Annotated in this window: 12 protein-coding genes; 7 read left to right on the top strand and 5 right to left on the bottom strand. The window is 42.8% G+C overall.

Going from position 1 to position 14237, the window contains the following annotated elements; all coding sequences use genetic code 11:
* Positions 1-13 precede the first annotated feature (13 nt).
* Positions 14-2227 carry a winged helix-turn-helix domain-containing protein gene (locus ACHUFN_RS10410; protein WP_394222309.1) on the top strand — a complete coding sequence of 738 codons (2214 nt, stop codon included), beginning with the start codon at positions 14-16 and terminating at the stop codon, positions 2225-2227.
* An 84-nt stretch (positions 2228-2311) separates the two neighbouring features.
* Positions 2312-3262 carry an alpha/beta hydrolase gene (locus tag ACHUFN_RS10405; protein WP_394222308.1) on the top strand — a complete coding sequence of 317 codons (951 nt, stop codon included), beginning with the start codon at positions 2312-2314 and terminating at the stop codon, positions 3260-3262.
* 115 nt (positions 3263-3377) lie between these two features.
* Here ACHUFN_RS10405 and ACHUFN_RS10400 read toward each other — a convergent pair whose 3' ends face one another.
* A complete protein-coding gene (locus ACHUFN_RS10400; protein WP_394222307.1) occupies positions 3378-4226 on the bottom strand; it encodes a PEP-CTERM/exosortase system-associated acyltransferase in 849 nt (282 codons plus the stop codon).
* A gap of 252 nt (positions 4227-4478) precedes the next feature.
* On the opposite strand from ACHUFN_RS10400, the gene ACHUFN_RS10395 reads away from it, so the two are divergent.
* From ACHUFN_RS10395 to ACHUFN_RS10385, 3 genes are all read left to right on the top strand, one after another.
* The gene (locus ACHUFN_RS10395; protein ID WP_394222306.1) at positions 4479-4760 is read left to right on the top strand and encodes a hypothetical protein; all 282 of its coding nucleotides are present in this window, start codon (positions 4479-4481) and stop codon (positions 4758-4760) included.
* Between the two features lie 555 nt (positions 4761-5315).
* Positions 5316-6038: a hypothetical protein gene (locus ACHUFN_RS10390; protein ID WP_394222305.1), complete on the top strand. Its 723-nt coding sequence runs from the start codon at positions 5316-5318 to the stop codon at positions 6036-6038.
* Positions 6039-6502: 464 nt separating this feature from the next.
* Positions 6503-7345: an AbiJ-NTD4 domain-containing protein gene (locus ACHUFN_RS10385; protein WP_394222304.1), complete on the top strand. Its 843-nt coding sequence runs from the start codon at positions 6503-6505 to the stop codon at positions 7343-7345.
* 382 nt (positions 7346-7727) lie between these two features.
* Here the strand turns inward: ACHUFN_RS10385 and ACHUFN_RS10380 are convergent, their stop codons facing one another.
* The 4 genes from ACHUFN_RS10380 to ACHUFN_RS10365 form a co-directional block, all read right to left on the bottom strand.
* Entirely contained in the window at positions 7728-8726 is a 999-nt protein-coding gene (locus ACHUFN_RS10380; RefSeq protein ID WP_394222303.1) for a hypothetical protein, read from the bottom strand.
* Between the two features lie 212 nt (positions 8727-8938).
* Entirely contained in the window at positions 8939-10576 is a 1638-nt protein-coding gene (gene groL, locus ACHUFN_RS10375; protein ID WP_394222302.1) for a chaperonin GroEL, read from the bottom strand.
* Positions 10577-10616: 40 nt separating this feature from the next.
* Complete coding sequence (locus ACHUFN_RS10370) at positions 10617-10907, bottom strand: co-chaperone GroES (protein WP_012520088.1); 291 nt, start codon at positions 10905-10907, stop codon at positions 10617-10619.
* Positions 10908-11200: 293 nt separating this feature from the next.
* The gene (locus ACHUFN_RS10365; protein ID WP_394222301.1) at positions 11201-11725 is read right to left on the bottom strand and encodes an FxsA family protein; all 525 of its coding nucleotides are present in this window, start codon (positions 11723-11725) and stop codon (positions 11201-11203) included.
* Positions 11726-11937: 212 nt separating this feature from the next.
* On the opposite strand from ACHUFN_RS10365, the gene cutA reads away from it, so the two are divergent.
* Together cutA and ACHUFN_RS10355 are read left to right on the top strand one after the other, a co-directional pair.
* Complete coding sequence (cutA, locus tag ACHUFN_RS10360) at positions 11938-12252, top strand: divalent-cation tolerance protein CutA (RefSeq protein ID WP_394222300.1); 315 nt, start codon at positions 11938-11940, stop codon at positions 12250-12252.
* A gap of 116 nt (positions 12253-12368) precedes the next feature.
* Entirely contained in the window at positions 12369-14195 is a 1827-nt protein-coding gene (locus tag ACHUFN_RS10355; protein ID WP_394222487.1) for a protein-disulfide reductase DsbD, read from the top strand.
* Positions 14196-14237 lie beyond the last annotated feature (42 nt).

The raw sequence follows: 14237 nt of genomic DNA, 5'->3' as shown, positions 1-14237 counted from the left end.
GGCTAGAGTGCGTATGACACAACGATATTGGATTGGTGGCTTTTTTGTTGATGTGCCCAGAAACCAAATTACACACAACAAGCAAGCCCAAACGCTTCCCCCTAAAGCACTTGCTGTTTTAACGTATTTAGCCGAACGCCAAGGCGAGGTAGTTAGCCAAGATGAATTGTTGAACCATGTGTGGAAAGGCACTGTTGTCTCTCCAAATACGCTTCAGCGGTGCATTGCTCAGCTACGCAAAGCTTTCGGCGATGATGGCAAAGCACAAAGCTTTATTAAAACGCACGCCAAGAAGGGCTACAGTTTAGATTCAGACATTCGTTGGGACGAGACTTCTTCTTTAGAGCCTACTTCTATTGAGCCTGCGCCTATTGACACTCAGCTTACTAATACCAAGCCTATTTATAGCACTCCGGTAAATGCAGACGTTCCACACCAACCACAAGCTACCACCAGCCGAAAAACGACCTCGCTCACTTTATCGCTTTTACTCGTTTGCTTAGTAGCGGCGGTGACAATAGCTATAGCGTTTATACCGTCATCTAAACCTAGCAACGTACTTCAAATAAACGATATTCGTATGCTTACCTCGACAGACAACCGAGAGTTAGCCAGTGCCTACTCGCCTGATGGCCAATACATTGTTTTTCAGCGATTTCCCGAAGTGATGTGCCGAAGCCATTTGTGGGCGAAGCATATTGAAACGCAACAAGAATTTCAGCTAACCCAGTCGCTTGGTTCATACGGCAGTTTGGCGTTTTCTCATGACGGCAGTACGCTAAGCTTTGTAAAGGAAAACAACTGTACAGCGCCTGTAGAACAGAAAAAATGCTTCTATCTGCAATCGCTAAACTTTGCCAAGGCCCTGTCCTCTCCCCAGCCTTCTACTACACTTATGGAGTGTAAGAACACTGAAATTAAAAGCCCTATTTGGATTAATGACGACACCATAGCCTTGCTACAAAAGGCACAACGACGGTGGCGTCTTATTGGGTACTCGACAAGTGATGATACAAGCGCGCCGCTGTATGAGGTAAGTAATGGCAGTATTGTGTCGTTTGACTACGCAAAGCGCGACAACATCATTGCTTTAACAACCGTGCATGAAAGCGGCAAGCTTCATATTGAAAAGCTAACCACATCGGGCGATGTGCTTTCAAGCAGCCCCATTGATTACCAAAGCGTAATACCTAAATATAGCTACATCTACCCTAACTTTTCACCTGTTGATGAGCACCTTATCTTCAGCACCGGCAAGCAGCTTTTTACCGTTGCCTTCGACGGTTCAATAAGCCGTGTTTCTATGCCGTTAACCGATGCCATTGGCACACCGTTTTTCCACCCTTTCGATAAGAAAATGCTGGCGATAAAAGGGCATTACGATAGCGACATTGTTGCAGTGCCGCTTTCACAGTTTTCACCACAAGTACGCGCTCAAATAAGCAACCCAGAACAAGTGGAAATAGCGCATACAACGCTCGTACGCTCAATGAAAGAAGAAAGCCGAGCTTCGTATCAGCCTGGCGGTTCACTTATCGCCTACTCGTCTGAAGCTGATGGCACATCGCAGATATGGACAGTGTCGAACGAGGCTGAAAGCACAACATTCCCCATTGCTGGTAAGCAATTTAGCCGTTTTCCTACCAATACTTATGTTCGCGATATTCAATGGGCAAAAGACGGCGCAAGCATTTTAGTAAATGCCTCTGCCGAGCTAAAGCGTTTCGACTTAACGGGTAAGGTAAGCGACATTGACCTACCCTACCCTGTGTACAGCCTTTTCCACTGGGACAGCGAGCAACACCTAGCACTTGCCAATATTCTTCATCGCGGCGTGATCACGTTTGTGCGTATTGATTTAACAACGGGAGACTTCACAACGCTTTCCAACCGAGACGTTACATGGGCGGTACAAACGGACAACGGCACACACATTTATACCGATGCAGCTGGGCGATTTTGGCAGTCTGGCAACGTAGAGTACGCGCTTATTTCTGCACTACAGGGCCAAGGCAGCGACAGGCACTTCGTTGCCAAAGGCAACACGCTTTACGGTGTTAATGATGATTACAAGCTATGGCGCTTCACGCTTCAAGAAGGTGAATTGGAAATACTGGGTCAGCTTCCTGATACCGTTGACTATATTTCCGATGTAAACGACAACGTAATTTTGATTACGCACCGGGTAGCCGCCAGAAAAGACGTGGTAGAGCTAACCGTACAGTAAAGCTACGTACTTACTGTGTAATACGCGTAAATCAGCCAAAAATCAGCAGCACATCAAGCTATCTGATTGCTCAGGTGTAATGTAATGACTTTGCCGTTAAGGCTAACTATTACATTACGAGAGTTTTCTATGCGCCTGACTTTATGTTTATTTTTGGCAATATTGCCACTTTTACTTCCGCCCGCAATCGCAGCAACTACCGCCTACTCCATGCCAAGAACGCAGGTTGTTCCCCTGAAAGATAAAGAAACAGGCGGGCAGTATGAGCTGTATATAAAATTGCCTGAAGACTATAAGGTAAACGAGAAAACCCACGAGACTGCGTCATCAGACTCTGCCCCTCTTAAACACTACCCAGTCATTTATACGACCGATGCAGTGTGGCATATGGACTTACTGTCGGGCGTCACAGAGTTCCTTATGCCCGATGTGATATTAGTGGGTATTTCATGGCAACAAAATATGCCTGAAGACATCGACTACGGGCACCGAAGGGCATTTGCCAGCCGTTTTAAAGACTACTCATTTGTTGCACATGAAAAACCTGAAGTACAGGCTAAATATAATTTTGGGCAAGGCGATAAGCACTTGCGCTTCATTCAAGAAGACGTCATCGGCTATGTAGAAAAGCACTATAGAACATCACCAAACAATAGAGCTTATTTAAGTTATTCCATGGGTGCTGAATTCGGTGCGTATATTTTGCTTCACGCGCCTGACACGTTTAATCAGTACATTCTTGGAAGCCCGTCGTTCGATGCCACCAGCTTTGAATTTTTAGGCACACTCCAATCTCCACTATTCACACAAAGCCAACAAGACAACACTCCTCAGGTATTTGTATCAATTGGGGAGCTAGAAACAAAAAGAATGAAGTTAACGCAGCAGTTTGTAGACTTGCTAAGAAACAAAGGTGGGCAAGGTTTATCAATTAGCGGGCTAAATATAGTAGCTAATAGCGACCACGCCAGCGCCGTACCCGACACCTTTTCAGAAAGTATTAGATGGTTAGAGAGTAAGACGAGTGGACAGTAGAATAACTAGCCACTCATCATTTAGGTTCTCTGCGTGAAGCAACCTTCTCTTTATAGGCTTCACTGTGAATGAAATGCGTTCTGCGAAGAAAAACGTAAGCTAACTTAACGTAATACTAGCGAAGACGTTTCTTTATCTGTTGTGCAATTTGTTGGTGATTAAGCGTTTGGTCAATAGACTCAAATAACGAGTTAAACCCTTTGCCGAGCTTGAACGGTGTTGCCTTTACTCGAATATAAAAAGGTGCACGACGGCCAAAATAGTCGGTTTCAGGACCGACCTGCTCAAGCGGAAAACCAATGAATTTCAGACTTTTCGCCAAACGTGGCTCGACCATGATAAACGCATGATTAATGTTGTTTCTAAGCAATACAGACATCGCCGTGAAGTATAAACCTATGGCTATGTACGGGTAACATTGAATTTCATTGCTCAGTGAGCGCCTTGAACGAAACCTCCTCTTATACTCAGACTTAACATGCTTACGCCTAAACTCTCTTGGTACGGCAAGGCGCGAAATTTCAGCTATTTTGTCCTGCCGAAAATCGTCAGGGCTAATTTCTTCATCATGAAATCCATCGTCTAAGTAATGTTGCATTGGTAGCGGCTGGTTTTCGTTTTTGGGTCGCACCACTCTCACTGTACCGGCAAGCTTTCCTGTTGGCCGGTGTTGCAAAAAGCAATGGATAGAATATCTGTCGAATTGATCTGACTCTAATAATGTTTCTCGACGCTGCTCTAGCCCCAACTCTTCGCTAAACACATCATGACGAATTGAAAATGTACTATTTCTTTGTGCTTCGGTTTCGGCCACCTTAGGTGTAAAAAAATGAGGAAAATAATTGCTTATCTCACGTACTTTCTTATCAGCAACATTAGCCATTACCTTTTTTACTACTGACCCAGCTAAAAGGCTCGATATTCTTTTTTTAAACCTTTTCTTTGGCGTTGTTGTAGAGGTCATAATACTCTCCTAAAGCTTTGCAAAAAATAGAATCGCAAAGTGAAGCGAACTATGTGCAGGGCGAGCTATAGTCTTTTACTCCTTCGAACTGGTAATTGTTCAAATTGAAATAAAAAGGCTTTGAGTCGTCGAGACTTTATATGGAAGAAAGGTTTGCTTTAGCAAATATATATAAAATTTTTGTACTTAATCCGAGTAAGCATCTGCACAAGCAAACACGCGAGCATTTTATATTAGAAGTATAGACGCTATTTGCCCATTACGGAGGTAAATGAATTCGGTGCGAATATTTTGCTTCATACGCCCTACCCGTTTAACCAGAACATTGTGGGAAGCTTCTCATTCAATGCCACCAGCTTTGATTTTTTAAGCACACTTCAATCCCTACTATTCACACAAAGCCAACAAGACAACACCCTTCAGGTATTTGTATCAATTCGGGAACTGGAAACAGAAAGAATGAAGCTAACGCAGCAGTTTGTGGACATGGTAAGAAACAAAGGCGGGCAAGGTTTATTAATCATTGGACTGTAGTTGATACAAAAAAGCGCTGCTTGTAGAGCAGCGCCTCCAATGTAAACTCTTAATTTATAAATTCAGAGACCTGACAAAAATACGGACAGCCGCAACAAGTGTAGACTTTTTGCGTAATAATTCATGAACGGTATCTAACAACTTGATTACCGACTTTATTAGCTGAGTACACTGGTCACAGATGAGCCTCACGTAAACAATGCTATATCTTAGCTTTCTTCTCAGTTTTTTGTGCATTTTATTTCCTTCCTAGTTATTTATTGCTCGCTATTTTCGCTAAATCAACAATTCAACTAAACCATAAAAGTTAAATAAGTCAGACTTTTGCATTTTTGACTTATTGAATAGACAACACGCTCTAGAGATATAGAACTGCGGAGAGCTTTGAGGCAATTCCAATGCACAACTTTAGCCTTTGGTGCTTTACATATGAAATTTATAGTTCATATACTCAACTAGACAGGTCGGAAGAAGAGAAGACATTTCAGTATAAGAGAATTGTGGTTGAACGTAAGTTACCAAGCAGTCTCAATTGCTTTTTAGGGGAAATTTAACATGGAAGACTTCGAACAAATACAGGCTTATGATTCTGACGAGCAGAAAACCCTATACATGGAGTATTTTCAAGTACTTCAAGGAATATTGGTATCATTGGAAGCAATTGATGTATTGAAAGAAGTCGAAAGACCTGACAGTACGAATAGCAGTTCATATATCAAGGCTGCCAAGGAGCTTCAGAGCTATTTCATCAATGCTGGTGCCATAAAAGAAGTCATTGATACTTTGCCTCAGGTCAACAACTTCACCTTCTCGCATGACCAGCAATGCTTATACATCATAGGTAAGGCCATAAGAAATAAGGTTGCTCATGAAGGGTTATGGACACCTACATTTAGAACAGCATATAGCTTAACTAACAATTGGAAACCGACGATATGCTCTTTCGCTTATAAGACGGAAGAAATAATCAAAGGCATCCGTCAGATATACGCCAAAAGGAAATACGGCACTACAGATAAAGAACAGCGAAAAGCTCTACGAGACGACCAAAAGTTACTAAATGCTAAAAAACACATTCAATTGATAGACGATAACGGCTATTTGGATATTATCGCTTTTACTTCGAGACATGCCGGCTCACTTTTTCCTTGTTATATAAAACTAGTAGAGCAAGCATATCGTGACAGTAAAATGCAATCCTTGTCGACCTTAAGAAACGGCTTTAACTTAACAACTATTGATGACCAACTTTCGCTGGTTCATGCAAAGCTTCAGTGAATATCAATTCATTTAATCACAAAAAGCTGTAAGGCTAATACGACAATTAAGAAGCCTAAACTCCTTCAATGGAATGCCTCTACGCACTAAATGAGCAGCGCAAAGACAACGCAGGGACGCTGCTGGTCGATCTTCAAACCAAACAATAAACTTAAAGGTTATTGAAGTACACCAAAGGTTGAAGGCTACAAGACAGGCTTACACTTGCTTAGAGGTCACTTTGCGACAGCGCTAAAGCAGATGAGTTGTCCTGAAGACATCGCTACGAACTAGCAGGGCACATACGCTTTTCTCTGATGTATAAATAAAGAGGAACTTTGGCAGTATGTCGAGAGAGTTCACGAGGCTGACTGCTTGAAGCCGTTAGTACCATAATTAGCAGTATTAGATGAACCCTTGACTTAAAAAACTTACAACCTGAATATGACTCCTCATGTTATCGCCCAAGGAAGGTTTAAAATATTATGAAATTTAGTCAGCGAATTGGAATTAGCCCGATTGAAAGTGGACTTCAAACTGAAAGCATGTCTTCAGACTTGAGAACTACCTTATGGAATATTCTCGACTTGAAGGTTTGGTCTGCTTCTGATTTTAAAAGCTCTTTGCGTGGTAAGCCTACAATACTTTTTTTCGGAAAATCACTTTGGCTTGGCTACTTCAAATGGCCGATTGACGACATGCCTATTAATCCTGTGGCCATTATGAAGACAATAAGGCAGCATTTTTTTGAAGGCCAGTGGTACGAAGTATACGAGTTCATAGAATTCGTACTGAATTCACCCGTTTCAAGCGATGAGTTGGTAGATAACTTAAATTTAGTTCTTGAACGAGAGCTTTCAGGTTTTCGCATAATTGACAGTATGTTAGTGCAAGTAACTGATGATGCTGAAATTGAGTCTTTGCAAGAGGCACTTTCCGAGAGTCCTTTTAAAGGCGCTCAGTCACACATGAAAAGTGCCGTGCAGCATTTGTCTAGAAGAGAAAACCCAGATTATCGCAACTCTATTAAAGAGGCAATTTCGGCTGTAGAAAGCGTAGCAAAAGAAATTACAGGAGACTCAAAAGCAACATTAGGCAAGGCTCTTACTAAGCTAGAGCGAAATAAAAAACTACACCCTGCGCTTAAGGATGCTTTCTCGGCTATGTATGGTTATACAAATGATGAGGGAGGAATTAGACATGCTATGCTCGATGAGCCTGAATTGACTGCATCTGACGCAAAATTCTTTACAGTCTCTTGTGCATCTTTTATCAACTATCTGAAGTCCAACGCAGTAAAAGACGACAAGACTGCTCCTAAAGATTAGGTTGAGAGTTAAAAGTAAAGTTTTGACTACAAAAGTGTTAGGGGCCAAATCGACAATGATAAAGCCTCTACTCCCCCGCAGTGAGCCTTTACGCACCACAGGAAGTCACCTAAGACAATCTTCAAGCAAGTCGCAGTAGTCATCTTGACCAAACTCGAAGACAACACAAAGACTCTGTGAACCAAACGACAAATTGAGAGGTTGGCTAATTAGAGTTAGCTATGGATTTTTCCAGAGTTTATCGAGACTAGAAATACAAGGCTTCCTGAACGTCCACCAAAGTGAGTGTTTAATGCCTGTTGAAAGAACGGCCCCCTATTGACCATACAGACTTATAAAGCTCATACATATTTGCCATTGATACGGCATTTTTAGGCCCCCTTTAGTTGCTCCGGTTGCTTACGAAAGAAGTATTCTTTAGAGCTGCATTTAAGCTGCTTTGTTCTGCGTGCCGGTAGCAATTGAGACGACTAAAGCTGATTTCACAAGGCTTAAACGGTTTAATTAAAAATAAATCCGATTCGCCAAAATCATCGCTCAAAACCGAATCAGACAATGGTAATAATAAACCATCAAGATATCTTAAAACTAAGCTAAAGCATTGTAAATTGGCGAATTTACTGTATGCGTGGTCGTATGGATAGTTGGTTTGCTCGTAACTCCAAAATTGCTCTTCATTGAGGCCCTTCTTTAACGTAACGCCCGTAATGTCAGACAAAGTCTTAAGCATATTATGCGCTTTTTCATCAAGTTGTTTCGCATCTACTGAAATATCTATCTCTGACATTTCAATTAAATTAACCCGCTTGCTTATGTCAAAATTTTTATATGAATTCTGTGAGAAGAAAAACTTGTACAGTCGCTCTTTATCTAAGCGAAAGTCCATAATGTAATCGCTTAAATGAAGATTCTCCTCATCACTTTCTACAGTAAGCCTTGCCTTAAAAGTTATGCCGTCAAAATCCAACTTCTCAAAAAAGAGCTTTTTATGTTCGATAAAGTTACTAAAATTATTGTTACTCTCTGTTTGACGAAGAGCCTCATACCGCTGAACAGAACCGTGAAACCTCCCAACGAGTACGCCAAAAATTATGGAGCCGGACGCTATCCAGAGAGGGAACGAGAATAGCTCTACGAATTTTGAATACCCTTGTGGCGTTAAATCGAACTTAGTAGACGAGAACATTGGTATTGAAAGTACAAGCGCAATTGCTAATGGAAATAAAGTAGCGAACCAGAAAAGCTTTATCTTGAAAAGAGGAGCGTGGTCTATCCGAAAAAGTGACTTGAAAATAGCGTGAAAGCCAAGCAATTCTGAAATAACAATCACAACCAGCAAGATAGAAAGCATCAATAAAATCCCACCTACTACATCGCTCATTAACGCCTCCTTGCTATCAACCTTATATTGGTAAGTAAGCTACTAAACTAATTTGTTATTTACAAACAAAAAGGCGCTGAGTATAAACCCAACGCCTTTCTTAAAGTAAAGCTTCTTTTCGTCCTACATCAGTGTCTACATTTGCGTTTACTTAACCGTATACATTAAATGTAAACTAATGATTTTAAAGGACTATAAGAGGCAGCAATTGATTACATCATGCCGCCCATTCCGCCCATGCCGCCCATATCAGGCATTGCAGGTGCGTCTTCTTTAGGTAGTTCAGCTACCATTGCTTCGGTTGTGATCATTAGTGAAGCAATTGAAGATGCGAACTGTAGTGCAGAGCGCGTTACTTTAGTTGGGTCAAGAATACCCATCTCTAGCATGTCGCCGTAAGTGTCGTTACCTGCGTTGTAACCGTAGTTACCTTCGCCGTTCTTCACTTCGTTAACAACTACAGATGCTTCTGCACCTGAGTTGATAGAGATTTGACGTAGAGGCGCTTCCATTGCACGTAGTGCAAGCTTAATACCTACTGTTTGGTCTTCGTTGTCGCCAGTTAGGTCAGCAAGCTTAGCTGCTGCGCGAACTAGAGCAACACCACCACCAGGTACCACACCTTCTTCAACCGCTGCGCGAGTTGCGTGTAGTGCGTCTTCTACGCGGTCTTTCTTCTCTTTCATTTCAACTTCAGTTGCTGCACCAACTTTAATTACTGCAACACCGCCTGAAAGCTTAGCTAGACGCTCTTGAAGCTTCTCTTTGTCGTAGTCTGACGTAGAGTCTTCAATTTGACCTTTGATTTGAGCACAACGGCCTTCAATCGCTTCTTGGTCGCCGTTACCGTCAACAACAGTGGTGTTGTCTTTGTTGATAACTACGCGCTTAGCAGTACCTAGGTCTTCAAGCTGAACTTTTTCAAGGTCTAGGCCAATCTCTTCAGAGATTACAGTACCGCCAGTTAGGATAGCAATGTCTTGAAGCATTGCCTTACGACGGTCACCAAAACCTGGTGCTTTAACCGCTGCAACTTTAACAATACCGCGCATGTTGTTTACTACTAGTGTAGCAAGCGCTTCGCCTTCAACATCTTCAGCGATGATCATAAGCGGCTTACCAGCTTTCGCTACGCCTTCAAGGGTAGGAAGTAGTTCGCGGATGTTAGAAATTTTCTTATCAACCAATAGGATGAACGGGTTGTCTAGTTCAACAGTACCGTTTTCTTGGTTGTTGATGAAGTATGGAGATAGGTAACCGCGGTCAAACTGCATACCTTCAACAACGTCTAGTTCGTTTTGAAGTGCCTGACCTTCTTCTACAGTGATAACACCTTCTTTACCTACTTTTTCCATTGCTTGAGCAATGATGTCGCCAACTTCTGAATCAGAGTTTGCAGAGATAGTACCTACTTGAGCGATAGACTTGCTGTCTGCACAATCAGTAGAAAGTGACTTAAGACCTTCAACTGCTGCTGCAACGGCTTTATCGATACCGCGCTTAAGATCCATTGGGTTCATACCCGCTGCAACGCTCTTAAGACCTTCAGTTACGATAGCTTGCGCTAGAACAGTAGCGGTAGTTGTACCGTCACCTGCTTCGTCGTTCGCTTTAGACGCAACTTCTTTTACCATTTGTGCGCCCATGTTCTCGAACTTGTCTTCAAGTTCGATTTCTTTCGCTACAGACACACCATCTTTAGTGATAGTTGGTGCACCGAAAGACTTGTCTAGAACAACGTTACGGCCTTTAGGACCTAGTGTTACTTTTACTGCGTTAGCTAGTGTGTTTACGCCTTTTAGCATTTTGCTACGAGCGTCATCACCAAAACGTACTTCTTTAGCTGCCATGATTAAATTCCTCTAAAATTCGTTTTAACGTTAGTTGTTATTACTCAACAATCGCTAGAATGTCGCTTTCGCTTAGGATTAGTACTTCTTCACCATCCAGCTTTTCTGTTTTAACGCCGTAACCGTCGTTGAAAATAACGGTGTCGCCTACTTTAACGTCAAGCGCTTTAACTTCGCCGTTCTCAAGAATGCGACCGTTACCTACTGCGATTACTTCGCCGCGTGTAGATTTTTCTGCTGCAGAACCAGTCAGAACGATACCGCCTGCAGATTTGCTTTCTTGCTCTGCGCGCTTAAGGATTACGCGGTCGTGTAAAGGACGAATTGCCATTTTCAAGTCTCCTGAAAATTCCACTATTCAAGTTTATGTGATTACCAACACTCAGACCGTCTGAATGTTGCGTGCCTGGATTGCTCATTAATGAGCAGTTAAATTCTTATCTGCACGGATAGATGGGGTAGTACCCAGACAACTTCAAGGGTTTTTAAGCAAAAAAATGTAAAAAAATTGGTTTTTTCGCTAAATATTTATTTTTATTGGAAGAATTATTTTAGCGCTATGCGCTTGGTGAACGCCGTTTGCTACTGCAAACGGCGTATGAAGGCAACAAAGAATAGAAGGCGCTATTTCAAGCGTTTATCAGGGTCGTTGGTGGTGTGATCGGTATATTCACCTTCAATAACATCGTCACCACTTTGGTGAGAACGAGGGCGTTCATCGAATGGGTGTTGCCCAAAGGGCGATTGCCCATGACCAAAACCTCCTGCACCTGCTCCCATGCCCGGAGCAACAACGCGCATTTTCATGTGCTTGCTTACTTGCGATGCAAAGAACTGGCGCGAGCCCGGCATTACTAATAAAAACCCAAAAATGTCGGTAATAAAACCAGGGGTAACCAATAAAACGCCCGCTATAACAAGCATTAACCCTTCTACCAGCTCTTTGCCTGGCACTTCGTTGCGCTGCATTTTCTGTTGCGCAGTTTGAAGGGTATTAATGCCTTCGCGTTTTACAAAATAGGCACCAATAAAGGCAGACAGAATAACCAAGCCTACGGTATTCCAACCACCAATCACGCTGCCAACATTGATAAGTAGCGCAATTTCTAAAATAGGTAATAGGGCAAACAGTAAAAATAAAACCCGCAAAATACTTCCTCTTTCATGTATTCATAAGCTGTTATAGGGTCTTTGAGCGTAATAACAAGAAAAGGTGCCATGCTTTCGCTTAAATGGTCACTAAAAGCGACCGATTACAAGCGTGATATACTTTGTGTATGAAAGAATATTGTTACTTTTTAGGTCTACTAAATGGCCGCAGGATAAGAATGCGGAAAGCGCGGAAAAGGTAAGATTAGCTCATGACCATAAAGCTTGTATTGTGTACCACACCCGATGAAAAAACAGCGCAGCTGATAGCAAGTACGCTTGTGAAAGACAAACTTGCCGCCTGCGTGAATATTATTAAAGGCGTTGAGTCTGTGTATGAATGGCAGGGGCAAATTGAAACTGACACAGAGTGCCAGTTGCTGATAAAAACAAATACACAAAATGTATTGCAAGCTTTTGACAAGGTGAGCGAGCTTCATCCTTATGACGTACCCGAATGGCTAGAGCTTAACGCTGAAGCAAGTAGCGCTTACGGCCAATGGCTTCAAACTGTATTACAACAATAGCCAAACCAAATAACTGATATTAAAAATACAATTAAATGAACTGTAAACCTATGACCAACGTTTTTCTGTTGCCTACCAAGCTGTTAGCTTCACTGTTTAGTCGATTTACCACGTTAATGATAACGGCGTTATGTTTATTTCCGCTAATTAGCGGCGCAACTTTTGCGCAAGTGCCAAGCGCCTTTGACGACCCTTTTGTCGGTGAACCTCAATTTCTTGATGTAGAGCAGGCGTTCGCGTTTGACTTCAATCAGAATGAAAACATGCTTACGCTAACATTCGATATTGCAGACGGTTATTACCTGTACCGCAAACAGTTCAAGTTTGTGGCTAAACAAGCAGACATTGGTGAGCCCACGTTTCCCACTGGGGTGGTCATAGAAGATGAGTTCTTTGGCGAGTCTGAAGTGTTTTACGACAGCGTGTCTATCTCAGTTCCCATCAGCCATGCCGATAGCGACGGGGTGGTAAAGATTCGTTATCAAGGCTGCGCCGATGCTGGTCTTTGTTATCCGCCTACGGTAAAAGTGGTGTACTTAAACGAAGTTGCCGATCCTAAAAGTAATGATGAAAGTGGCAATGAGAAAGCAGGCCAAGTTGGGGGCTCGCCATCGTCGCAAAGTGAGCAGTTTGATCTAGCCCAGCGGCTTATCGACAAAGATAACTTATTACTTACTCTGACCCTATTTTTTGCGTTGGGGGTTGGTTTGGCATTTACCCCTTGCGTGTTTCCTATGTACCCCATTGTGTCTGGTATTGTTATTGGTCAAGGCAAACCTAAAACCCTGTCTCATTCGTTTTGGCTTACGTTTGTATATGTTCAGGGCATGGCCATTACCTATTCACTGCTTGGCTTAGTGGTGGCAGTGGCTGGCGCTCAGTTTCAGGCAGCCCTGCAGCACCCTGTAGTACTTGGTGTATTCATTGTTCTATTTGTAGCTCTAGCCATTGCTTTATTTGGTGGCTTTGAAATACAGCTACCTGCGAAATACCAAGAAAAGCTTACTCATATGAGCAACAACCAAACTCCGGGCAGCTTCGCAGGCGTGTTTGTAATGGGCGTACTGTCGGGTCTTATAGCGTCTCCGTGCACTACCGCTCCGCTTACTGGCATTTTGCTATTTATCGCCCAAACCGGTGATATGACGTTAGGGTTTGTTTCCCTGTATTTGCTCAGTATCGGCATGGGCGTGCCGCTTATTTTGTTTGGCATGACAGGCGGTAAGCTGTTACCCAAAGCGGGCAACTGGATGAATGTGGTTAAGGTGACATTCGGCTTTATGATGCTTGCAGTAGCCATTGTGTTTATTGAGCGTTTATACAACAGCCCAATGACAAACTTCTTATGGGCACTGCTTGGTTTTGGCCTATTTGGGTATTACTGGGTTATTAATCGCGCCACGCAAAACTCGTTGATGAAGCTAGTACGTGCCGTACTGGTAGCAATGGGCATTATGGGAAGTGCAGGGCTAACGTATCAAGCTGGGCTTAACGTGGGTCTTTGGGGCGAACAAGCAAATGGTGCACACGAAGACCATCCTGACTTCATTATTGCGAAGGATTTAACAGACTTACGCAATAAAATAGCCGCAGCCAACGCTGAAGGTAAAAGCGTTATGGTCGACCTTTATGCCGATTGGTGCGTGGCATGTAAGGAGTTCGAGAAATACACTTTCCCTGATGAAAAAGTGGTGAGCGCACTTTCTAATACGGTTTGGATGCAAATGGATTTGACCGATAACACACCCCAACGACAGGAAATATTTGATATCTTCACGGTGCTTGGCCTTCCTACCATTTTGTTTTTTGACCAAAACGGAGACGAACTAACGCGAGCGCGCGTTACCGGGTTTATGAAGGCCAACGCCTTTGCAAACCACGTTAACGAATGGCTGAACCATGCACCTGTCGATAATGACGGTAAGAATGTTAGCCCTAACTAAAGCCGATAGGCGAATAACCTTTACTCACAGTGCTTGGAACGC

It is taken from the genome of Alteromonas gracilis (genome assembly GCF_043642145.1).
Classification (GTDB): domain Bacteria; phylum Pseudomonadota; class Gammaproteobacteria; order Enterobacterales; family Alteromonadaceae; genus Alteromonas; species Alteromonas gracilis_B.
The sequence above is the reverse complement of the archived record's forward strand: the minus strand, read 5'-3'. Positions and strand labels throughout refer to the sequence as shown.